This is a genomic window from Pseudomonas paraglycinae (genome assembly GCF_021601625.1).
Taxonomy (GTDB): domain Bacteria; phylum Pseudomonadota; class Gammaproteobacteria; order Pseudomonadales; family Pseudomonadaceae; genus Aquipseudomonas; species Aquipseudomonas paraglycinae.
Genome location: NZ_BQHR01000002.1, coordinates 329,165 through 351,345, shown reverse-complemented (window position 1 = coordinate 351,345; position 22,181 = coordinate 329,165). Strand labels below are relative to the sequence as shown.

Here is a 22,181-nt window from a genome sequence, read left to right as displayed (position 1 = left end):
TTGAAGCGGGGTTGTGGTCATGGCATTCAGCGCCGTCAGCGTCTTATGGATGAAAGGCCTGCTCGAAGGTCGCCGCGAGGCTGTACAAGCCAGCCCCCAGCGGGCTCGGCTGATAACCCTTGCAACGGTAGAGAGCAGGTTCGCCCAAGGGGGCCGTCCAATAAAACGGTGTGGCGCCAGCGTGGCGATCGAGGAACTGCACGATTGTTTTGATCCGCGCCTCATCCCCTACAAACGTCAACGGCCAGGACTGAGATCTGTTGTTGATGCCGTCCTGTGCCACCTGCTGATAACCATCGCCGAACTTTGCGGACTTGAGACGAAACTCGACGTTGCCGACGGGTTCGACTTTCGGAGTCCAGGTGAATGTTTCTGTTGTCATGTTTCCTCCGGGCGTAAGCCGTTGCGGCCGCTGATATTCAACGGCCGTTGATGGCAGACCAGATCTGGCCGCCCGGTTTCAGATCACGGGCGATCTGCTCGGCAGCGCCCTGCTTGGCGGCGCTGGCGTAAGCCTTGGCGACGGTCTGCGAGTTCATATCCCCGCTCGCCGCTGCACCCGAGCTGTCGCCCACATTGATGGTTTGCTGAATCACGACCTGCTGGCTGCTGCTGCCACCCAGGCCAGCGCCCTGCACCTGCACGCCGAGGGAGCCATCGGAACCGCGACTCAGCGGCATGATGGCTTCCGGTCCGGCTTCGCCGAACATTGCCATCGGAGCCAGGGTCGGCCCGGTGGCGATGCCATTGGTGAAGGCCCCGCCCTTGGCGTGGAAGGAAACGTTCGACACGTCGAGTTGCGGGACGTAAGTCGTACTCATGCCATCCAGTTTGAATGTTTGCGGAGTCGGTGTAGTTGCGCTGCCGAACATCGACGATGCCGCCGACCCCACCAGGCCGAACAATGAACTCAAACCGCTGGAAACAGCCGTCTGCGCGGCCAGTTTGGCCATATCGCCGAGTACCGATTTGGCAAAGTCGGAAAACGAGAACTTCCCCGTCATCGCGAACGTGCTCACGGCATCGCCCATGGTGTTGAAGGCTTTGGTGAAAACCTCCCTGGACTTGCCGGCCACATTGCCGCTCGTTGTGAGGTAGTCATCCCAGGCCGAGGTGGCCCCGTTGATCCAGTTACCCTGGGCCTCGGTCATCGCCTCATAGTTGCTTTGAACTTGCAGGGTCAATTGATCGTGGTTGGCTTTCAACGCATCGAGATTGGCTGCGTAATCGGCCCCTTCCCGAGGGTCGCCCCCTCCTGCCAAAGGTGTGTCCAGCTTCTTGCGTGCCGCAGCATAGTTTTGGTCGATATCGCTCAGCGCCTGCGCCCCCGCACTTTCGCGGGTCCCCATTCCGACTTGCACGGCAGCAAGAGCACCATTACGTCGCAATTTGTCGAAATCGTCTGAGTAATTGATTCGCTTCCTGGCTTCTTCCTGAACATCGACATAGGTCGCGATGTTTGCCTGGGTGATCGAGCTGGCAGACGCATTCAGCGTCACGCCGATTTTCTTTGCCGCGTCCTCGATCTGCTTTTGCATCTGACGCAGCTTTTGTTCAGTAATACGTGACGCCTGGGTCCAGGCTTGTTCAAGGCCGTCGAGGTTAGGCGTCAACCCTGCTGAAGAAGTAACTGCCATGTGCTTTTCTCCGGGTTAAGAAAAAACCCGCCGAAACGGGTCGTGTGAATGAACGCCTATCGCCACTGCTCAAGGGCACGCTCGAGAGAAAGCCCCTGGCGATGCTCATAAGGCATGAAGTCCAGCAGCTCCGCCATCCCGCCGCCCAGCCGGTGGGTTTGCAGCGCGACCAGCGCGCTGCCCGCCTCCAGCCGCCTACCGGTGTGGAGCGAGCCATATCGATCGATATAGCGGCCCCACGCCAAGGCTTCGTGGTAGGTCATGCGTTCCTTGGCTTCGGCAATCGTCCGGCCGCCGACTCCGTTCAGCACCAGTTCGTGCCAGAACTCATCGGCGGCCGTCAGTTTTTTGCTGCAACACCGCCAGTGCCATTGACCTCATTGACGGCGTTGAGGATCAGGAACCCCAACGATGGCTCAAGGTTGTAGGCATCGTCGTAGCCGAGCGCTTCCGTCCCGTCGTCGCCGAGCGACACGCAAGCTGCGAGATAGCTCGCATTGCGGCTTTGCTCGGTTTCATCTTGAGCGAACAGCCGCTCGATGACCCCGAACGACTGACGGCGGATATGCAATGTGAAGGACTCGGTCACTTCCTGGCCCGACTCGGCATCCAGATGCTTCCAACTCACTTCTTTCTTGACGGGCTGACCATCGACAATGCCGCCCCTGGCTTTCAACTGTTTGAGGTTCATGACGGGCCTCAGGCTTTCTTGATCCAGGCGGAACCGCCGGTGCGCTGGATGGTGACAGTTGTGGTCACTACGGCATTCAAGGCGAAATTGAACGGGAAGTCCGAAACGTAACCATCAAAGGTGAACCAGGTACGAGTGGTCGGCAACTCAAAGGCATTGCCTTGAGTATTGACGGTTGGCAGAACGCCTTTGCCATCCGACCAACCCACCACCCATTTGATGCCGGTGTCGCCATTGGCTTCGGAAAGTTGATGCAGACGGATGTGACTGGCATTGGTCGGATCGGCATTGAGACCCAGGCTGGCCGTGCCAGGTGTACGAAGACCTTTCTTGTAGGTGCGTTCCTGGGCATCGAGCGTGGTGTCTTCGATCTGCTCGGCAGGTGCACCGCCCGGATCGAAAGAAGTGGCGTGTTCGACTTCCAGCACGGTGTAAGGACCGGAACCGGTGGTCGGCGGCACGAGGGCAAAAATTTGAGTACCTTGGGTAAGGATCGACATCTGGCGTTCTCCAGCGAACATAAAAAAACCCGCGGATGCGGGGTTGTGGGTGTTGCTCGGTTGAGTACTTCTGGAAGAGCATCGCCGATGCGCTCAGGGCGCCGGCGTACCATCCAGGTAAGGTGGGGCATTCGGATCCGGCTCGCGGCTTTTGATCAGGTCGACCAGCGCCTGATTGCTCTGAGCCAACAATCTGATGGAAGCATTCATGGCCGTCTGACTATCGGTCTGAGCCTGCAGAGCGGCAATAAGCCTGTTCAGCGCCGCCAGGTCTTCGTCATTCATGGTCTGTGACTCTCTTGGCAATGATCATTGTTCGGATGAGGGGTCGCGCGGCGGAACTTCGCAGACGCCGATGCGCTTGGCAGCCCAGCGTTCGTAAAGGCCGATGGCGACGTCGGCACCGGCCATTGCAGTGAGGCAACCAAATGCCCCGGCGGCCCAGATCGACATGCCGGCGGCGTACAGCAGCATGATTGCCGACACGCCGCAGATCATGCAGGCACCGGAGCGCAAGGCAAGCCGCCGCAGCAGCGGCCAGCCGCGGGCGCCCTCCTTGTCGGCGCGCCACATTTCGCCGGACACCCCGCCCGCCACGGCAAGGAGGATGACCAGCCAGATTGGCATGTCCAGCAACGCTTGTTGCTCGTTTGTCATGTCACGCCTCCTGAAAGCGTTGATGAATGAAGAGAAGTGAAGAGGCGACACCGGACGGGTGTCGCCTCTGATGCGGGGAAGAACAGCGACAGGTTCCGCGCATTCAGCAGTTACAGGCGCTCGACAATGACGTTGTCGATGAAGGCGTAGTTGGCGTACGGGTTCTGCTCGTTGGAAAACGCCAGAGTTGTCTGCGCGGTAATCGCGGTGAACTCGTAAGTGACGGTGCTCCACTCGACCGCGACGCCTTTGGCTGTCGGTGTGTTGAACGTAGCGGTTTGCCCGGCCACTTTCACCTGAATGACACCGTCGCCGGAGCGGCTGGCGAATCGGGAGTTGCCGGCACTGAAAGTCAGACGGTACTTGGCGCCCGGAGTGGTCGCGAAATTCTGCTGAATCCCGCCACCGTTGCCATAAACGTAGTTGGCCAGGTCGACGATCATCACGCCATCTGCTGCCACAGAACCGCCGATGGCATTGGGCATGTTGAAGTATTCGGCACCGGACAGGAACGTCGTCCAGCCTGTGATGGCATTGGTTTTTGCCGGGGTGTCCAGAATGCAGCCACCACCGCATGTCGATTGTTCAAAGCTGCCGTTCACCAGGAGGTTGGCGGCAATTGCGCTGCCGCCATTGCCCAGCAGTGCAACAGCGAGAAACGGTGCTACGTATTTCTTGAGAATGTTCATGTCTTTACCTATGAGGAGATTGATCAGGTTGTGCTGACGATGCAGCACGCATGTCGCTCACAGGCGATCGCTCGGGGCTCGCGGCCTTCACATGATTCAACGTTCCGCAGCGGGAACATTTGATCTGGAGTTCTGTGTACTCGCCCACCCGGGCGAGCAGTCTTTTGCAATGGCCGCAGCGGCACTCTTTCAACATCGACAAATCCTTTTGATTCTCTGCGTGGCCTTGCTCATGCCGCGAAACCTTGTTGAAGCGCCTGCCTCAGGCAGGCATTCCAGAAAGCCCGGCGCAGGGGCCGGGCTTTTCGGTCATACAGACCAGAACAATCGGGTCGTCGATTCAAACCAGCGAAAAAGGCTCTGTCGGCCAAATCATGGTGTACGGGTAACCCGGTTGATTCCTGTAATCGCACACGGCGATGACGTATTGCTTGTAAGCCAGCAACGCCGCTTCTTCCTCTGGCGTTGCGATGCCCAGATCCTGCTTGTAATCCAGCGGGTTGAACGTCAGCCAACCTTTGGCATTCGATAGCTTCTCAGTGGCGATGAACTTGACCTGGCTTGCCACCTCTTCGAAAGTGGGTGCATGCAACTCCCACTGGTTGTTGACCAGTCGGGCATTCCATCCGACCACGACTTCCGTGTTTCCTGTGGCATCCACCCACAGCCCCCCCAATCCGTCAGGAAAGCTGACCGGCATCCCTTCGTCGGTATCAACCACCCGATATACCTTGGAATTGGGCATCGTGATGAAAACGTATCGATTCATTCTTATCGTCCTTTTTGATTGCCGGAATCCCGGCATTTCCGTTCCTGCCGGACAGGCAATCCAGAAAGCCCGGCTATACGCCGGGTCATTCAGTCATGCGGTCCTTATGCAGAGTCATGAAACGGTGATTTATGGAACTTCAGGCCAGGTGATTGCCAGCGGGTAACCTGGCTGTTTGTTGACGTTGCTCATATCAACGAAAAACTGCTTGTAAGCCTGCAACCCCGCGATATCGGCAGGCGTCGCCAGACCCAGCTCAACCTTCTGCTCCAGGGCGGTAGCCAGCAGAGTGGCGTTGACTCGATCAAATCGGCGGGAGCGTTCGGCGCGCAGCTGCATGGACAACTGCGATGGCTGACCCCACATATCGCTGTCGGTAAAGGTCCAGACGCCATCGGTATTCACCGCGTTCCAGGAGTAGTCGATCTTTGGCAATGCGGTGACATCCACCCAGACTTGACTCGCCGGAAAATCGTCGGTGATCGGGTTGTTGGTTTCGAAGATGTTGTCGACTTTGCCATCCACAACACGCACGTACTTCTTCATGGTCATCATCCTTTTTGATTGCCGGCCTCCCGGCATTTCTGTTTCTGCCCAGAAGGCATTCCAAAAAGCCCGGCAATCCGCCGGGCTTTTCAGTAATGCACTCCTTTGCCTTCCTTCAATCCTGTGTTCGTGAAGGAAGCTGACTTTTCGGCGCTACTGGCGCGGTACGAGTCCATTCAAATTGTTTTTCCGACCGCGGTCCCTGCCCGCCGGATAACTGCTTCTGGTGCTTTACGCTGCACACCCGGGTCAGTTGCCAACCCTCTGAACCGTTGAGGCCGGTTCATCGCTGCCTGTTCTTGTGGAACTAAAGAGCTGTTGTTGCCAGCCGCTTTGTCGAGCGGCTTGGTGGCAAGAATATGCATGGATGCATATACAGTCAATGCGTAAATGCATTTATTTATGCACGAGAAATGCGCGGATGCATGGAAGCCCCGCCAATCAAGGGTTGCCCGGTTTTCTACAGGCGAAAAAAAACCCGCCGAGGCGGGTTTTATCTGAAAGGGATCGGGTTAACGGGCGTACATGCCCCACCAGAAGACGTGACCGAGGATGACGATCTGCTCTTCCTGCATATCCTGGAAGCTGTAGTCCTCGTCCGGATGTTCATCGCGGTTGAAGCTGCGCAGACGGATTCCGGTAGGCAGGCGATAGAGCTGCTTCACCCGCAATTGACCATTGTGGTTGATCGCATAAAGGTCGCCATCGATGATGTCGCCGATCCCGCACTTGCCGGCGTTGACCCCGACCGTGGCGCCGTCGCGCAGCACCGGCAACATGCTGTTGCCGCGTACCGTCACGCATTTGGCCTGATCGAACTGCACACCGTTATGGCGCAGGCTGCGCTTGCCGAAGCGCAGGCTGGAGCGTTCGCTCTCTTCGATGACGAATCTTCCTGATCCAGCAGCCAATTCAACCTCGCGAAGAAAGGGCACCGACACCTCATCGTCATCGACGGGGGTGTCGTCGTCCCACAGGCTTATGTCCTTGAGTTCAGAATGCAACTCGTCGCGTCCGCCGTTGGCGGCAGGCGCAACATCCGCGCGCCCGCGCAACTGATCGGTGCTCACGGCGAAGTACTCGGCGATCTTCGAGATATGTTTATCCGAAGGATCGACGATCTTCCCGCTGAGAATCCGCGAGAGCGTGGATTGAGGCACGCCGGTGCGACGGTGGAGCTCCGTGGGGGAGATCCCGTGCTGGTCGAGCAGTGCTCTTAAGACGGTAGATACGTTGCGTTTTTGCATAACGCGCATAGTGCTTGAAGTTTTTCGGGAAAACAAATGCTGATTTGCATAAATCGTGCATAGTCGACCTTTTTACCACCGATGCATGTCACCCGACCGCGATGCCTGCGTCCGACAGACCGCCCATGGTAACCTTGCGCCCATCACGGAAAAGCCCGGCCACTGCCGCGCTTTTGCCCCACACTTTTGAACGAGTTGCCTGACAATCCGATGAATAAAGCCGTCTCCGACCTGTCCTCCCACACTCCGATGATGCAGCAGTACTGGCGCCTGAAAAATCAGCACCCGGACCAGCTGATGTTCTACCGCATGGGCGACTTCTACGAGATCTTCTACGAGGACGCGAAGAAGGCGGCCAAGTTGCTGGACATCACCCTGACCGCGCGCGGGCAGTCGGCGGGGCAGGCGATTCCGATGTGCGGGATTCCGTATCACGCGGCGGAAGGCTACCTGGCGAAGCTGGTCAAGCTCGGCGAGTCGGTGGTGATCTGCGAGCAGGTCGGCGACCCGGCCACCAGTAAAGGCCCGGTGGAACGTCAGGTGGTGCGGATCATCACCCCGGGTACGGTCAGTGACGAGGCGTTGCTGGATGAGCGTCGCGATAATCTGATCGCGGCGGTGCTGGGCGACGAGCGCCTGTTCGGCCTGGCTGTGCTGGACATCACCAGCGGCAATTTCACCGTGCTGGAGATCAAGGGCTGGGAAAACCTGCTGGCGGAGCTGGAGCGGGTCAATCCGGTCGAGTTGTTGATCCCGGATGATTGGCCAAAAGACTTGCCGGCAGAAAAACGCCGTGGGGTACGTCGTCGTGCACCGTGGGATTTCGAGCGCGATTCGGCGCTGAAAAGCCTCTGTCAGCAATTCTCCACCCAGGACCTGAAAGGCTTTGGCTGCGAAACCCTGACCCTGGCAATCGGCGCCGCCGGTTGCCTGCTGGCGTATGCCAAGGAAACCCAGCGCACCGCCCTGCCCCACTTGCGCAGCTTGCGCCATGAGCGGCTGGACGACACCGTGGTGCTGGACGGCGCCAGCCGCCGCAACCTCGAACTCGACACCAACCTGGCTGGCGGCCGCGACAACACCCTGCAATCGGTGGTCGACCGTTGCCAGACGGCCATGGGCAGCCGTTTGCTGACCCGTTGGCTCAACCGTCCGCTGCGCGACCTGACTGTGCTGCTGGCTCGCCAGACCTCGATCACTTGCCTGCTCGACCGCTATCGTTTTGAAAACCTGCAACCGCAACTCAAGGAGATCGGCGACATCGAGCGGATTCTGGCGCGGATCGGCCTGCGCAATGCTCGCCCTCGCGACCTCGCTCGCCTGCGTGATGCGCTCGGTGCGCTGCCTGAACTGCAAGTGGCGATGATGGATCTCGAGGCGCCGCACCTGCAACGTCTGGCGACCACCACCAGCACTTACCCGGAACTGGCGGCGCTGCTGGAAAAAGCCATCATCGACAACCCGCCAGCGGTAATCCGTGACGGCGGCGTGCTGAAAACCGGTTACGACAGCGAGCTAGACGAACTGCAATCGCTGAGCGAGAACGCCGGCCAGTTCCTGATCGATCTGGAAGCCCGTGAAAAGGCCCGCACCGGCCTCGCCAATCTCAAAGTCGGCTACAACCGCATTCATGGCTACTTCATCGAATTGCCAAGCAAGCAGGCTGAATCGGCGCCGGCAGACTACATCCGCCGTCAGACCCTCAAAGGTGCCGAACGCTTCATCACCCCGGAACTGAAAGAGTTTGAAGACAAGGCACTGTCGGCCAAGAGCCGCGCTCTGGCTCGCGAGAAAATGCTCTACGAGGCGTTGCTGGAAGACCTGATCAGCCAGTTGCCGCCGTTGCAGGACACCGCTGGCGCCCTGGCTGAGCTGGACGTGCTGAGCAACCTCGCCGAACGTGCGCTGAATCTCGACCTGAATTGCCCGACATTCGTCAGCGAACCGTGCATGCGTATCTCCCAGGGCCGTCACCCGGTGGTCGAGCAAGTGCTGACCACGCCGTTCGTGGCCAACGACCTGAGCCTGGACGACAACACCCGCATGCTGGTGATCACTGGTCCGAACATGGGCGGTAAATCCACCTATATGCGCCAGACTGCTCTGATCGTGCTGCTGGCACACATCGGCAGCTTCGTGCCGGCGGCGAGTTGCGAACTGTCGCTGGTGGACCGGATTTTCACCAGGATCGGTTCCAGCGACGACCTCGCCGGCGGGCGCTCGACCTTCATGGTGGAAATGAGCGAGACCGCGAACATCCTGCACAACGCCACCGAGCGCAGCCTGGTGCTGATGGACGAAGTCGGTCGCGGCACCAGCACCTTCGACGGTCTGTCCCTGGCGTGGGCGGCGGCGGAGCGTCTGGCGCAGCTGCGCGCCTATACTCTGTTTGCGACGCACTATTTCGAACTGACCGTGTTGCCGGAAGCCGAACCGCTGGTGGCCAACGTGCACCTCAACGCCACCGAACACAACGAGCGCATCGTGTTTCTGCACCATGTGCTGCCAGGGCCCGCGAGCCAGAGCTACGGCCTTGCGGTCGCGCAGTTGGCCGGTGTGCCAAGCGAAGTGATCGTACGTGCTCGTGAGCACTTGAGCCGCCTGGAAGATACCGCGCTGCCGCATGAGGCGCCAAAACCGGCCGTCAAGGGCAAACCGGCGACGCCGCAGCAGAGCGACATGTTCGCCAGCCTGCCGCACCCGGTGCTGGATGAGTTGGCCAAGCTGGATCTGGATGACGTGACACCGCGTCGTGCACTCGAAATGCTCTATGCACTAAAGAACCGGATCTAAGCACCGACGAACCGGATATAACGCAAACGGCTTCAAGCTGTTAGAATCTCGCGCGGTTTGGGATGCTGCTGGCTAATAGCCTGGCTGGCAGACATCGCTCCCGAACCTGGCGACCCCAACCGTGAAGGGGCAACGCTGCCGCCGCCTGAGGAGAAAATTAGAAATGACCTTCGTCGTCACCGACAACTGCATCAAGTGCAAGTACACCGACTGCGTAGAAGTCTGTCCGGTGGACTGCTTTTACGAAGGCCCGAACTTCCTGGTGATTCACCCGGACGAGTGCATCGACTGCGCCCTGTGCGAGCCGGAATGCCCGGCCGTGGCCATTTTCTCCGAGGACGAAGTTCCGGAAGAGATGCAGGAATTCATTCAGCTGAACGTAGAACTGGCCGAGATCTGGCCGAACATCACCGAAAAGAAAGAATCGCTGCCGGATGCCGAAGAGTGGGATGGCGTCAAAGGCAAGATCAAAGACCTCGAACGCTGATCTGTCCCGCGTTTGAAGAAAAGGCCCCTTGCGGGCCTTTTTGCTTTTTCGGGTTTTGCTTTATTTCAGGCAAAAAAAGGGGCGGTTTGACCCGCCCACATTTTTTCCCTATTCCCTGTGTTCCTTTTCATCGTCCTGATGAATCGCTTCCTGCGATGTCCGTTCCCCTCTTCCTTGAAGGGCGTGTCTATCCGTCGACACAACCCAGATACTAGAGATTTCCCCGCCGGGGGCAACTGGCCTCCAGCGCACTAACCTGCTGTCATAAGCCCTTCACATTAAAAAATAACCATATAAATCATTGCGTTACGATTCGTCCATGAGCGCAATCGCCTTCAGCGGCAGTGTAAAAATAACGAACACTTACGATACAGTCAGCAAAGGCTTACAACGCAAACCTACAAGGTGGGAACGCCTCCCGCTTTCAGTGCGCCAACAAAAAGCCCCGAACCAGTCGGGGCTTTCTGTATAGCGGTCATGCGGGTGGCTTATTGAAACAGCGACTCGCTCGACAGGCCGTTTTTCTCGAGAATTTCCCGAAGGCGCTTGAGGCCTTCTACCTGGATCTGTCTCACCCGTTCCCGGGTCAGGCCGATCTCCAGGCCTACATCTTCCAGCGTGCTGCTCTCATGGCCGCGCAGGCCGAAGCGGCGCACGACCACCTCGCGTTGCTTGTCGGTCAGCTCCGAGAGCCATTGATCGATGCTCTGCGACAGGTCGTCATCCTGCAGCAGTTCACATGGATCGGTCGGACGGTCATCCGTCAGGGTGTCCAGCAGGGTTTTATCCGAATCCGGACCCAGCGAGACGTCGACCGAAGAAACCCGCTCGTTCAAGCCCAGCATGCGCTTGACTTCGCCCACCGGTTTTTCCAGCAGGTTGGCGATTTCTTCGGGTGAAGGTTCGTGGTCGAGCTTTTGTGTCAGCTCCCGTGCAGCCCGCAGGTACACGTTGAGCTCCTTGACCACATGGATCGGCAACCGGATGGTCCGGGTCTGATTCATGATTGCGCGTTCGATGGTCTGACGAATCCACCAGGTCGCGTAGGTCGAGAAGCGGAAGCCGCGCTCGGGATCGAACTTTTCCACCGCGCGGATCAGTCCGAGGTTGCCCTCTTCGATCAGATCCAGCAGCGACAGCCCCCGATTGACGTAACGCCGGGCGATTTTGACCACCAGCCGCAGGTTACTTTCGATCATGCGCTTGCGCCCGGCAGGGTCGCCACTTTGCGACAAGCGCGCAAAATGAACTTCTTCTTCCGGGGAGAGCAGTGGGGAAAAGCCGATTTCGTTGAGGTACAGCTGCGTGGCATCGAGTGCCCGAGTGTAATCGATGTACTTATGTTGTTTAAGTGAAGCGGAGTGTTTGGATTTGGCACGAACGGAAGGTGGAGCAGCCCCTTCATCATTCGACATCGAATCCGAATCGATGCCGGTCTCCATCAGGAGAACCTCATCGTCGATGTCAAACTCCGGCACTTCTTTACTGAGAGCCATTGTTATAGTCCTTTGGTGAGTTCGACCCCAAGCTCAAGCGGCGCCTTTATCCTTGGCAACGCTGGAGCCTGTCCCCTCTACGCGACGGAACAGGCTGGTCTGCAAATCAACGTCTTGGCAGGAACTGCAGCGGATCTACAGGTTTACCTTGTCGGCGAATCTCAAAATGCAGTTTCACCCGGTCTGTACCCGTTGACCCCATTTCGGCAATTGTCTGTCCGACCTTGACCTGCTGCCCCTCCCGTACCAACAGCCGACGGTTGTGTCCGTAAGCACTGACGTAGGTTTCGCTGTGTTTGATGATGACCAATTCGCCGTAGCCCCTTAAGCCACTCCCGGCGTATACCACCGTCCCATCAGACGCAGCTAAAACAGGCTGTCCCAAATCTCCGGCGATATCAATTCCTTTATTCAAACTACCGTTTGAAGAGAATTTTCCAATCAGAATGCCATTAGATGGCCATCCCCAGCCGGTCGGGGCCGGGCCCGGTGGAGGCAACGGAGCGGGGGTTTGCTTGTTGGCGACGGACGGTACAACCGCCGTGGAAGCCGCACCGGAACCCGTGGTCGTAGTGGTTGTCGTGCCATTTGCCTGGCGCCGGATAACCGTGGTTTTGCTGGACGAAGACGCTGAGGAACCGGAGTTGGTGACGACCGCCGTCGACGTTGAACCGGTGCGGCCATCGAAGCGAATCGTCTGACCCGGATGGATCGTGTATGGCGTAGGAATATTGTTCCGGGCGGCGAGGGCTTTGTAGTCCCAGCCGTAGCGAAAAGCGATGGAAAACAAAGTATCGCCCGGACGGACTACATACTGCCCGGTCGTCACGACCGGACGCTGGGCCACCGCATTGTTGCGATCGACGACCCGAACGTTGCTCGATTTTGTGCTGGAGCAACCGACCAGCAAGGTGCTCAAGACAAGGCCAGTCACCAGGCGCTGAAAGCTCGTGTTACCCATACGCTGCGCAATGACTGTGAGACTCACCCGCCGCTCCCTTTGTGGTGGCTGAAAAATGTGGAATGCCGATTCCGGCATGAAACTTCGCAAGTATAACGGGCGCAACCGGCTTTACCTTTATAGAAGCGCTATGGCTCGGCGCACACGTTTGCTTGTAGACGATCCATCCTGTTTAAACATTCGCTGCCGCTGTAAGACAGGCGCACTCGACAGGAATTCAGCATCGTGAAACAAATGCTCAGGCCAGCGGACCGTTGAGCAATGGCACGAAACGCACCGCCCCCAGAACGTGTCGGGAGAAGCCGTTTTCTTCGCGCACGATCAGCATCAATTGCTGCACTTCACCGGAGCCGACCGGGATCACCATCCGCCCGCCCGGCGCCAGTTGATCAAGCAAAGCCTGAGGCACATCGGTCGCCACCGCCGTGACGATGATGCCGTTGTATGGCGCCAGCGCCGGCCAGCCTTCCCAGCCATCGCCCCAACGAAACACCACGTTGCGCAGGTTGAGCTCGACCAGGCGTTCCTTGGCCCGATCCTGCAGAACCTTGATGCGCTCCACCGAAAACACCCGCTCGACCAGTTGCGACAGCACCGCCGTCTGGTAACCGGAACCGGTGCCGATCTCCAGTACTTTATCCAGCGGCCCGGCCTCCAGCAGCAGCTCGCTCATACGCGCCACCATATAAGGCTGGGAAATAGTCTGGTTGTTGCCGATCGGCAGCGCGGTGTCTTCATAGGCACGGTGCGCCAGCGCTTCATCGACGAACAGGTGTCGTGGGGTGCGGCGGATCACTTCCAGCACGCTGGCGTTGGAAACGCCCTCTTCGTACAGACGCTGGATCAGGCGCTCACGGGTTCGCTGGGACGTCATCCCGATGCCGCTGCGCAGCCTGTCGTCTTGTTCACGAGCCATCAGTTGAGCCCCTCCAGCCAGCCGTCGAGACTTCGGAAGGCATCATTGAAGGTGCGATCGAGCTGCAACGGAGTGATGGATACGTAACCTTGCATCACGGCATGGAAATCGGTGCCCGGCCCGCAGTCTTCCGCATCACCTGCCGCTGCGATCCAGTAACCGGCCTTGCCGCGCGGGTCCACGACTTTCATCGGTGCCGCCGCACGGGCGCGATGGCCGAGACGGGTCAGTTGAATGCCGCGAATGTGATCGATCGGCAGATTCGGAATGTTCACGTTCAACACCGTACGCGGTGGCAGATCGAGCCCGGTATGGGCTTCGACCAGTTTGCGCGCAAAGTAGGCAGCCGTGGGCAAGTTGTCTACCTGCCGCGAAACCAGCGAGAAGGCAAACGACGGGCGCTCAAGAAAGCGGCCCTCGAGGGCCGCTGCCACCGTCCCGGAATACAGCACGTCGTCACCCAGGTTAGCGCCCAGGTTGATACCCGAAACCACCATGTCCGGCTGGCGTTCGAGCAAACCGTTGAGCCCCAGATGAACGCAATCGGTCGGTGTGCCATTGAGGCTGATAAAGCCGTTGGCCAGGTATTGCGGGTGCAGCGGACGGTCGAGTGTCAGCGAACTGCTGGCACCGCTCTTGTCCTGTTCCGGGGCGATAACCACGCACTCGGTGTAATCCGCCAGCGCAGCATAAAGCGCGGCAAGACCGGGCGCAGTCACCCCATCGTCGTTAGAAATCAGAATACGCATGGGCTGTCCGTCTGCCCCACCGGCACCAGATCAACGAGTTCGCGCACCAATACGGTGGCGAAGCATCCGGCCGGGAGGACGAATTCCAGTTGCAGAATGTCAGGCTCGGGATAATGCCACGTCAACCCGCCAATGGGCAGCCGCAGGATGCGACGTTCGTGGCTCATACCGGCATTAATCAACCAATCGCGCAGATCCGCCTCGCGTGCGGCAATCCCCTGCTCCAGATCATGGACAACCCCGGCCGCCGGCGAGTCACCTTCGCCCCACTGCGGACCGGTCGGATGCAGATCAAGGATGGCCAGTCGCGGGTCGCTGCACTCGGCTTCACCGGCCGGGAAAAAACTGCGGCTGTCGGTGAAGGCCAGCAGATCGCCGACCTGGGCACGCTGCCAGGTGCCATCGGCGACCCGCGCTGCGAGCACCTGATTGAACAGAAAACTGCGCGCGGTCGACAGCAGGCGCGAACGCACATTGCGTTGTTCCGGCAGTGCCTTGCGCGCGGCCCACGAACGGGCATCGACGACGTTGCCACCGTCATGGCCGAAACGCTGGGCACCGAAATAATTCGGGATACCTTGTTTGGCGATCAGTTGCAGACGCTCGTCGATGGCGGCCTTGTCGCCATTGAACTGGGTCAGGCGCAGCGTGAAACCGTTGGCCGAATGCGCACCGCGCTGCAGCTTGCGTTTGTGGCGGGTGGTCTTGAGGATTTTCAGCGTGTCGTTTTCCGCCGCCGACAGATCCGGATCGGCCTTGCCCGGGAGTTGCACGCTGAACCACTGACGGGTCAGCGCCTGACGATCCTTCAGACCGGCATAGCTCACCGTGCGCAGCGGTACACCGGCGGCCTTGGCGATACGGCGCGCGGCTTCTTCAGTATTCAGACCGCGCTTTTCCACCCAGATCCACAGGTGCTCGCCGTCACCGCTGAACGGAATGTCGAGAACTTCATCGACCTGGAAATCTTCGGCGATGGCTTTGAGTACCGCGGTGCCGAGGGCGTCGCCATAGGCCCGCGGGCCGAGCAGTTGCAGTTCGTTCATGCGCGCAGCAACAAGGCAACGGAATGCACGGCGATGCCTTCTTCGCGACCGACGAAGCCGAGCTTCTCGGTGGTGGTGGCTTTCACGTTCACTTGATCCAGTTCTACTTGCAGATCCGCGGCAATCAGCGCGCGCATCGATTCGATATGGGGGGCCATTTTCGGTGCCTGGGCAACGATGGTGTTGTCGACGTTGCCGACCTTCCAGCCTTTGGCGTGGATCAGACTGACCACGTGACGCAGCAGCACACGGCTATCGGCGCCCTTGAATTGCGGGTCGGTATCCGGGAAATGCTTGCCGATATCACCCAGCGCAGCCGCGCCGAGCAAGGCGTCGCTCAAGGCATGCAGCAGGACGTCACCATCGGAGTGAGCGAGCAGCCCGAAGCCGTGTGCGATTCGCACGCCGCCCAGAGTAATGAAATCGCCTTCAGCGAAACGGTGCACATCATAGCCGTGGCCAATACGCATAAAAAAACGCCCCGAATTTTGTCAGGGCGTGATTCTACCTGCTTTGTCAGGCGTTAGGCGCCTAGAGCGCGTGCGTGATGCTGCAAGTGGTCGTCAATGAAGCTCGCGATGAAGAAATAGCTGTGGTCGTAGCCCGGTTGCAGGCGCAACGTCAGCGGGTGGCCCGCTTGTTTTGCCGCTTGTTGCAGGGCTTCCGGTTTGAGCTGGGTGGCGAGGAAATCGTCGCGGTCACCCTGATCGACCAGCAGTGGCAGTTTCTCGTCCGCTTCGGCGATCAGTGCACAGGCATCCCACTCGCGCCACTTCGAACGGTCTTCGCCCAGATAGCGGGTGAATGCCTTCTGGCCCCACGGGCAATCAATCGGATTGTTGATTGGCGAAAACGCCGAAACCGACTGGTAACGACCCGGATTGCGCAACGCACAAACCAATGCACCGTGGCCGCCCATGGAGTGGCCACTGATGCTGCGCTTGTCCGAGGCCGGGAAATGCGCCTCAACCAGTGAAGGCAATTCCTGCACAACGTAGTCATGCATCCGATAGTGCCGCGACCAGGGTTCCTGCGTGGCATTCAGATAAAACCCGGCACCTAGGCCGAAATCCCAGGCCCCGTCAGGATCACCCGGTACGTCGGGGCCACGGGGGCTCGTGTCCGGCGCCACGATGATCAGACCGAGTTCGGCCGCCATGCGCATCGCGCCGGCCTTCTGCATGAAGTTCTCGTCCGTGCAGGTCAGGCCCGACAGCCAGTACAGCACCGGCAACTTGCCGCCCTGCTCTGCCTGCGGCGGCAGATACACGGCAAACACCATGTCGCAGCCCAGCACTTCGGAGCGATGGCGATAGCGCTTGTGCCAACCGCCGAAACTTTTCTGACAGGAGATGTTTTCCAGACTCATGTAGGACTCCTACGCAGCCACGGCTACATATCGGCAGCCGTGGCATCGCGACTGATCAGAAATGAATGACGGTGCGGATGCTCTTGCCTTCGTGCATCAGGTCGAAAGCTTTGTTGATATCTTCCAGGCCCATGGTGTGAGTGATGAAAGTATCCAGCGGGATTTCGCCGCTTTGCGCCATATCGACGTAGCTTGGCAATTCGGTACGACCACGCACGCCACCAAACGCCGAACCACGCCAGACGCGACCGGTCACCAGCTGGAACGGACGGGTGGAGATTTCCTGGCCGGCACCGGCCACACCGATGATGACCGACTCGCCCCAGCCTTTATGGCAGCACTCGAGGGCTGCGCGCATAAGTTGCACGTTGCCGATGCATTCGAAAGAGAAGTCGACGCCGCCATCGGTCATGTCCACGATCACTTCCTGGATCGGACGATCGAAGTCTTTCGGGTTCACGCAGTCGGTAGCACCCAATTGTTTGGCGATTTCGAACTTGGCCGGGTTGATGTCGATGGCGATGATGCGCGCGGCCTTGGCCTTCACTGCACCAATCACGGCCGACAGACCGATGCCGCCGAGACCGAAGATCGCCACGGTGTCACCCGGTTTGACCTTGGCGGTGTTGATCACCGCACCGATACCGGTGGTCACGCCGCAACCGAGCAGGCAGACCTTTTCCAGCGGGGCATCCTTGGAGATCTTGGCCACGGAGATTTCCGGCAGCACGGTGTACTCGGAGAACGTCGAAGTGCCCATGTAGTGGAAAATCGTTTGGCCCTTGTAGGAAAAGCGCGAAGTGCCGTCCGGCATCAGGCCCTTGCCCTGGGTGGCGCGAATCGCCTGACACAGATTGGTCTTGCCCGACTTGCAGAATTTGCACTGACCGCATTCCGGGGTGTACAGCGGAATCACGTGGTCGCCGACGGCCACCGAGGTCACGCCTTCGCCGATCGCTTCGACGATGGCACCGCCTTCGTGACCGAGGATCGACGGGAAGATACCTTCCGGATCAGCGCCGGACAGGGTGTAAGCGTCAGTGTGGCAAACCCCGGAAGCCACCACGCGCAGCAGCACTTCACCGGCCTTGGGCATGGCGACATCGACTTCTACGATTTCCAGCGGCTTCTTGGCCTCGAAGGCAACGGCGGCGCGCGACTTGATCATGCTGACTCTCCAGTGAATCGATTGAATAAAAAACCAGACAGTCAGTGTAGTTCAGCGCTGCTTGATGAATAATCCTGGCAAAAGCAAAACATTATTGCCATACAGGGATAATCCCCATGTCCGAAAACCGCTGGGAAGGCATCGACGAGTTCGTCGCCGTTGCCGAATGCAGCCAGTTCACTGCGGCTGCCGAACGCCTGGGCGTTTCTTCCTCGCACATCAGTCGACAAATCGTACGACTGGAAGAGCGCTTGCAGACGCGACTGCTGTACCGCAGTACTCGGCGCGTCACCCTGACCGAAGCCGGCCAGACCTTTCTGCAACATTGCCAGCGTCTACAGGACGGTCGCGAAGAAGCGCTGCGCGCAGTCGGCGACCTGACCAGCGAACCCAAAGGCATGCTGCGCATGACCTGCGCCGTGGCCTATGGCGAACGCTTCATCGTGCCGCTGGTGACCCGGTTCATGGGGCACTATCCGCAACTGCGCATCGATATTGAACTGACCAACCGGCAACTCGATCTGGTGCACGAAGGCCTGGACCTGGCGATCCGCCTCGGTCGTCTTCAGGATTCCCGCTTGGTGGCGACCCGCCTGGCACCTCGACGCATGTATCTGTGCGCATCGCCTTCCTACCTTGAACGGTACGGGCGCCCACACAGTTTGTCGGAGCTGGGACGGCACAATTGCCTGATCGGCAGCTCGGACATCTGGCAGCTTGAACAAAATGGGCGGGAATTTTCCCAGCGGGTGCAGGGAAACTGGCGCTGCAACAGTGGGCAAGCGGTGCTGGATGCGGCGCTACAAGGCGTCGGACTGTGTCAGTTGCCGGACTATTACGTGCTGGAACATCTGCACAGCGGTGCGTTGGTTTCGCTTTTGGAAGCGCATCAACCGCCGAATACGGCGGTGTGGGCGCTGTACCCACAGCAGCGGCACTTGTCGCCGAAGGTGCGCAAACTGGTGGACTTTCTCAGGGAAGGTTTGGCCGAGCGGCCGGAATATCGAGCTTAACGACGGTTGGCCCAGCGCTGGCGCAACCATTCGAGGTCTTCGGGGCGGGTGACTTTCAGGTTATCCGCACGGCCTTCGATCAGGCGTGGCGCCATGCCGGCCCACTCCATCGCCGAGGCTTCATCGGTGATCACTGCATCCGCCACCAGACTGTCTGCCAGCGCGCGGTGCAGTGCACCGAGGCGGAACATCTGCGGCGTATAGGCTTGCCAGATCACACTGCGATCAACGGTTTCCACCACTCGACCGTGCTTGTCGACCCGCTTAAGAGTGTCCTTCGCCGGCACGGCCAACAGGCCGCCGACCGAATCGTTCGCCAGCTCAGCGAGCAGTTTGTCGAGATCGTCACGGCTCAGATTAGGCCGCGCCGCATCGTGCACCAGCACCCAGTCCTCGTCGTCGGCACCTTGGGCATGCAGATGAAGCAAGGCGTTGAGCACCGAGCCGGAACGTTCGGCACCACCGTCAACCCGTTGAATGCGCGGATCACTGGCGCTGGCCAGGTTCGGCCAATAAGGATCATCAACGGCAAGACTGACCACCAGGCCCTTGAGGCTCGGGTGATCGAGGAAACAGCCGAGGCTGTGTTCGAGAATTGTGCGCCCGCCCAGTTGCAGATATTGCTTGGGACGGTCCGCGGCCATACGGGCACCGACGCCCGCGGCAGGAATCACGGCCCAGAAGGCCGGCAGGGAATCGATCATTGGGCCAACTGGTAAAGGGTTTCGCCGTCCTTGACCATGCCCAGTTCGTGACGAGCCCGCTCTTCAACGGTCTCCATGCCTTTTTTCAACTCGCTGACTTCAGCGTCCATCACCCGGTTGCGCTCCAGCAGGGCTTCGTTCTCGGCGTGTTGATCAGCAATCTGCTGATTCAGTTCGGCGACTTGCGCCAGACTGCCATTGCCCACCCACAGGCGGTACTGCAGACCGGCCAGCAGCAAGAGCAAAACGAGAAACAACCAGTAAGGACTGCGCATCGAATATCAGGTATCCAGTGAAAAAAGACAGCCACGCCAAAACTTTGAAGCATCTGATAGCACGAAGCCTGGAATATCCAGGCTTGTGCATATAAGGCATCAGATTAGTGGCAAATCCATCGCTGTCACGACTTTTCCGACACAATCCGGTGTCTTTCTAACATTTACTGCTCAGCCGCGAAACTCGCTACGACCGTTGTACTTGGCCTTGCCATTCAACTGCTCTTCGATACGCAGCAGTTGGTTGTACTTGGAAACGCGGTCGGAACGGCACAGCGAACCGGTCTTGATCTGGCCAGCCGAAGTACCCACAGCCAGGTCGGCAATGGTCGAATCTTCGGTTTCGCCCGAACGGTGCGAGATCACGGCGGTGTAACCGGCTGCCTTGGCCATCTGGATGGCTTCCAGGGTTTCGGTCAGGGTGCCGATCTGGTTGAACTTGATCAGGATCGAGTTGGCGATCTTTTTATCGATGCCTTCTTTCAGGATCTTGGTGTTGGTCACGAACAGGTCGTCGCCGACCAGTTGGGTCTTCTCGCCGATCTTGTCGGTGAGGATCTTCCAGCCAGCCCAGTCGGACTCGTCCAGACCGTCTTCGATCGAGATGATCGGGTAACGCTCGGTCAGACCTTTGAGGTAGTCGGCGAAACCTTCAGCGGTGAACACCTGGCCTTCGCCGGACAGGTTGTACTTGCCGTCTTCGAAGAACTCGCTGGCCGCGCAGTCCAGAGCCAGGGTCACGTCGGTGCCCAGCTTGTAACCGGCGTTGGCGACTGCTTCGGAAATCACTTTCAGTGCGTCTTCGTTGGAAGCCAGGTTCGGCGCGAAACCGCCTTCGTCACCGACAGCAGTGCTCAGGCCACGGGCCTTCAGAACAGCTTTCAGGTGATGGAAAATCTCGGTGCCCATGCGCAGACCTTCCGAGAAAGACTTGGCGCCAACCGGCTGAACCATGAATTCCTGGATGTCGACGTTGTTGTCGGCGTGTTCGCCACCGTTGATGATGTTCATCATCGGAACCGGCATCGAGTACACACCCGGGGTGCCGTTCAGGTTGGCGATGTGAGCGTACAGCGGCAGATCCTGATCCTGTGCAGCCGCCTTGGCCGCAGCCAGAGAAACGGCGAGGATGGCGTTGGCGCCCAGGGTCGCTTTGTTTTCAGTACCGTCCAGCTTGATCATCGCGTGATCCAGAGCTTTCTGGTCGCTTGGGTCGGTGCCCAGCAGCAGATCGCGGATCGGACCGTTGATGTTGGCTACCGCCTTGAGCACGCCCTTGCCCAGGTAACGGCTCTTGTCGCCATCACGCAGCTCGAGCGCTTCACGCGAGCCAGTGGATGCACCGGACGGCGCGCAAGCGCTGCCGATGATGCCGTTGTCGAGAAGCACGTCCGCTTCCACGGTGGGATTGCCACGGGAGTCGAGAACTTCACGACCTTTGATGTCGACGATTTTTGCCATTGTTGTAAACACTCCAAAGTTGACGAAAACGACGCAGCTAGAGGAAATCTTTTTACCGTCGGCAAGTGGTGTGCAGCGGGCAGCTTGCAGACGACAACGCTCATACCCGAGGGCATGAGCGACAAATCGTGCGGTACTTTACCGGAGAATTGAGGTTTACGCGGTTTCTACCGTCGGAAAACTCTTCACCAGTTCGTCCAGGGCTTTGAGCTGGGCCAGGAATGGCTCCAGTTTGTCCAGACGCAAGGCGCAAGGGCCGTCGCATTTGGCGTTGTCCGGATCCGGGTGCGCTTCGAGGAACAGGCCCGCCAGCGACTGGCTCATGCCAGCCTTGGCCAGGTCGGTGACCTGGGCGCGGCGACCGCCGGCAGAGTCGGAACGACCGCCAGGCATTTGCAGCGAATGGGTCACGTCGAAGAATACCGGGTACTCGAACTGCTTCATGATGCCGAAGCCGAGCATGTCGACCACGAGGTTGTTGTAGCCGAAGCTCGAACCGCGCTCGCAGAGGATCAACTGATCGTTACCCGCTTCCACGCACTTGTTCAGGATGTGTTTCATTTCCTGAGGCGCGAGGAACTGGGCTTTCTTGATGTTGATCACAGCGTTGGTCTTGGCCATCGCGACGACCAGATCGGTCTGGCGCGACAGGAAGGCCGGCAGCTGGATGATGTCGCAGACCTCGGCGACGACCGCGGCCTGGTCAGGCTCGTGGACGTCGGTGATGATCGGCACGCCGAAGGCTTGTTTGATGTCCTGGAAGATGCGCATGCCCTCTTCCAGGCCAGGACCGCGATAAGAGGTCACAGAAGAACGGTTGGCCTTGTCGAAGCTGGCCTTGAACACGTAAGGGATGCCGAGTTTTTCGGTGACCTTCACGTACTCTTCGCAAACCTGCATGGCCATGTCACGGCTTTCCAGCACGTTCATGCCGCCGAACAGCACCATGGGTTTGTCGTTGGCAATCTCGATGTCGCCGACGCGGATGATCTTCTGTGCCATCGGGG

Annotated in this window: 27 protein-coding genes; 3 read left to right on the top strand and 24 right to left on the bottom strand. The window is 59.1% G+C overall.

The window, feature by feature from the left end; genetic code table 11:
• Positions 1-43: 43 nt before the first annotated feature.
• The 12 genes from L6D82_RS03810 to L6D82_RS03755 form a co-directional block, all read right to left on the bottom strand.
• Positions 44-382 carry a phage tail protein gene (locus tag L6D82_RS03810; RefSeq protein WP_236188107.1) on the bottom strand — a complete coding sequence of 113 codons (339 nt, stop codon included), beginning with the start codon at positions 380-382 and terminating at the stop codon, positions 44-46.
• A gap of 37 nt (positions 383-419) precedes the next feature.
• Complete coding sequence (locus L6D82_RS03805; RefSeq protein WP_236188106.1) at positions 420-1,637, bottom strand: phage tail tape measure protein; 1,218 nt, start codon at positions 1,635-1,637, stop codon at positions 420-422.
• A 56-nt stretch (positions 1,638-1,693) separates the two neighbouring features.
• The gene (locus L6D82_RS03800; RefSeq protein WP_236188105.1) at positions 1,694-1,948 is read right to left on the bottom strand and encodes a hypothetical protein; all 255 of its coding nucleotides are present in this window, start codon (positions 1,946-1,948) and stop codon (positions 1,694-1,696) included.
• 29 nt (positions 1,949-1,977) lie between these two features.
• A complete protein-coding gene (locus L6D82_RS03795; protein ID WP_236188104.1) occupies positions 1,978-2,328 on the bottom strand; it encodes a phage tail assembly chaperone family protein, TAC in 351 nt (116 codons plus the stop codon).
• Between the two features lie 8 nt (positions 2,329-2,336).
• Positions 2,337-2,828: a phage tail tube protein gene (locus L6D82_RS03790; protein ID WP_236188103.1), complete on the bottom strand. Its 492-nt coding sequence runs from the start codon at positions 2,826-2,828 to the stop codon at positions 2,337-2,339.
• Between the two features lie 93 nt (positions 2,829-2,921).
• Positions 2,922-3,113, bottom strand: coding sequence for a hypothetical protein (locus L6D82_RS03785; protein WP_236188102.1), 192 nt, complete (start codon positions 3,111-3,113; stop codon positions 2,922-2,924).
• A gap of 24 nt (positions 3,114-3,137) precedes the next feature.
• A complete protein-coding gene (locus L6D82_RS03780) occupies positions 3,138-3,485 on the bottom strand; it encodes a phage holin family protein (RefSeq protein ID WP_236188101.1) in 348 nt (115 codons plus the stop codon).
• A 110-nt stretch (positions 3,486-3,595) separates the two neighbouring features.
• Complete coding sequence (locus L6D82_RS03775; RefSeq protein WP_085748128.1) at positions 3,596-4,174, bottom strand: DUF642 domain-containing protein; 579 nt, start codon at positions 4,172-4,174, stop codon at positions 3,596-3,598.
• Between the two features lie 4 nt (positions 4,175-4,178).
• A complete protein-coding gene (locus L6D82_RS03770; protein WP_085748127.1) occupies positions 4,179-4,370 on the bottom strand; it encodes a Com family DNA-binding transcriptional regulator in 192 nt (63 codons plus the stop codon).
• 144 nt (positions 4,371-4,514) lie between these two features.
• A complete protein-coding gene (locus L6D82_RS03765) occupies positions 4,515-4,943 on the bottom strand; it encodes a tail fiber assembly protein (protein WP_236188100.1) in 429 nt (142 codons plus the stop codon).
• A 129-nt stretch (positions 4,944-5,072) separates the two neighbouring features.
• Positions 5,073-5,489 (bottom strand): tail fiber assembly protein, encoded by a 417-nt coding sequence (locus L6D82_RS03760; RefSeq protein WP_085748125.1) that lies wholly within the window; start codon positions 5,487-5,489, stop codon positions 5,073-5,075.
• A gap of 512 nt (positions 5,490-6,001) precedes the next feature.
• Entirely contained in the window at positions 6,002-6,736 is a 735-nt protein-coding gene (locus L6D82_RS03755; RefSeq protein ID WP_085666844.1) for a LexA family transcriptional regulator, read from the bottom strand.
• A 210-nt stretch (positions 6,737-6,946) separates the two neighbouring features.
• Here L6D82_RS03755 and mutS point away from each other — a divergent pair, with 210 nt between their 5' ends.
• Complete coding sequence (mutS, locus tag L6D82_RS03750) at positions 6,947-9,529, top strand: DNA mismatch repair protein MutS (protein ID WP_102717206.1); 2,583 nt, start codon at positions 6,947-6,949, stop codon at positions 9,527-9,529.
• A gap of 163 nt (positions 9,530-9,692) precedes the next feature.
• Positions 9,693-10,016, top strand: coding sequence for a ferredoxin FdxA (fdxA, locus tag L6D82_RS03745; protein WP_007908827.1), 324 nt, complete (start codon positions 9,693-9,695; stop codon positions 10,014-10,016).
• A 488-nt stretch (positions 10,017-10,504) separates the two neighbouring features.
• Here fdxA and rpoS read toward each other — a convergent pair whose 3' ends face one another.
• The 8 genes from rpoS to L6D82_RS03705 all read right to left on the bottom strand — a co-directional run bounded on the left by rpoS (position 10,505) and on the right by L6D82_RS03705 (position 17,721).
• On the bottom strand, positions 10,505-11,512 hold the full coding sequence (gene rpoS / locus L6D82_RS03740) for an RNA polymerase sigma factor RpoS (protein WP_007954831.1): 1,008 nt from the start codon (positions 11,510-11,512) through the stop codon (positions 10,505-10,507).
• 106 nt (positions 11,513-11,618) lie between these two features.
• Complete coding sequence (locus L6D82_RS03735; protein ID WP_085748123.1) at positions 11,619-12,500, bottom strand: peptidoglycan DD-metalloendopeptidase family protein; 882 nt, start codon at positions 12,498-12,500, stop codon at positions 11,619-11,621.
• A gap of 211 nt (positions 12,501-12,711) precedes the next feature.
• Positions 12,712-13,347, bottom strand: a complete 636-nt coding sequence (locus L6D82_RS03730; RefSeq protein WP_170844894.1) for a protein-L-isoaspartate(D-aspartate) O-methyltransferase — start codon at positions 13,345-13,347, stop codon at positions 12,712-12,714.
• Positions 13,348-13,388: 41 nt separating this feature from the next.
• A complete protein-coding gene (gene surE / locus L6D82_RS03725) occupies positions 13,389-14,138 on the bottom strand; it encodes a 5'/3'-nucleotidase SurE (RefSeq protein ID WP_236188099.1) in 750 nt (249 codons plus the stop codon).
• A complete protein-coding gene (truD, locus tag L6D82_RS03720; protein WP_011332702.1) occupies positions 14,126-15,184 on the bottom strand; it encodes a tRNA pseudouridine(13) synthase TruD in 1,059 nt (352 codons plus the stop codon). Before truD ends, surE begins: the two co-directional genes overlap by 13 nt.
• On the bottom strand, positions 15,181-15,654 hold the full coding sequence (ispF, locus tag L6D82_RS03715) for a 2-C-methyl-D-erythritol 2,4-cyclodiphosphate synthase (protein WP_007954821.1): 474 nt from the start codon (positions 15,652-15,654) through the stop codon (positions 15,181-15,183). The genes truD and ispF overlap by 4 nt, the downstream gene beginning before the upstream one ends.
• Positions 15,655-15,707: 53 nt before the next feature.
• Entirely contained in the window at positions 15,708-16,553 is an 846-nt protein-coding gene (fghA, locus tag L6D82_RS03710) for an S-formylglutathione hydrolase (protein ID WP_085748121.1), read from the bottom strand.
• Between the two features lie 55 nt (positions 16,554-16,608).
• Positions 16,609-17,721, bottom strand: a complete 1,113-nt coding sequence (locus tag L6D82_RS03705; protein ID WP_085748120.1) for an S-(hydroxymethyl)glutathione dehydrogenase/class III alcohol dehydrogenase — start codon at positions 17,719-17,721, stop codon at positions 16,609-16,611.
• Between the two features lie 116 nt (positions 17,722-17,837).
• Between L6D82_RS03705 and L6D82_RS03700 the strand changes: the two genes are divergently transcribed.
• Positions 17,838-18,734 (top strand): LysR substrate-binding domain-containing protein, encoded by an 897-nt coding sequence (locus L6D82_RS03700; RefSeq protein ID WP_102717201.1) that lies wholly within the window; start codon positions 17,838-17,840, stop codon positions 18,732-18,734.
• Here the strand turns inward: L6D82_RS03700 and ispD are convergent.
• From ispD to kdsA, 4 genes are all read right to left on the bottom strand, one after another.
• On the bottom strand, positions 18,731-19,438 hold the full coding sequence (ispD, locus tag L6D82_RS03695; protein WP_085748118.1) for a 2-C-methyl-D-erythritol 4-phosphate cytidylyltransferase: 708 nt from the start codon (positions 19,436-19,438) through the stop codon (positions 18,731-18,733). The two genes, L6D82_RS03700 and ispD, sit on opposite strands and share 4 nt — an antisense overlap.
• Positions 19,435-19,713, bottom strand: a complete 279-nt coding sequence (gene ftsB / locus L6D82_RS03690; RefSeq protein ID WP_003222158.1) for a cell division protein FtsB — start codon at positions 19,711-19,713, stop codon at positions 19,435-19,437. Before ftsB ends, ispD begins: the two co-directional genes overlap by 4 nt.
• A gap of 171 nt (positions 19,714-19,884) precedes the next feature.
• Positions 19,885-21,174, bottom strand: coding sequence for a phosphopyruvate hydratase (gene eno / locus L6D82_RS03685; protein ID WP_007954808.1), 1,290 nt, complete (start codon positions 21,172-21,174; stop codon positions 19,885-19,887).
• A gap of 156 nt (positions 21,175-21,330) precedes the next feature.
• Positions 21,331-22,176 (bottom strand): 3-deoxy-8-phosphooctulonate synthase, encoded by an 846-nt coding sequence (gene kdsA / locus L6D82_RS03680; protein ID WP_007954807.1) that lies wholly within the window; start codon positions 22,174-22,176, stop codon positions 21,331-21,333.
• Positions 22,177-22,181 lie beyond the last annotated feature (5 nt).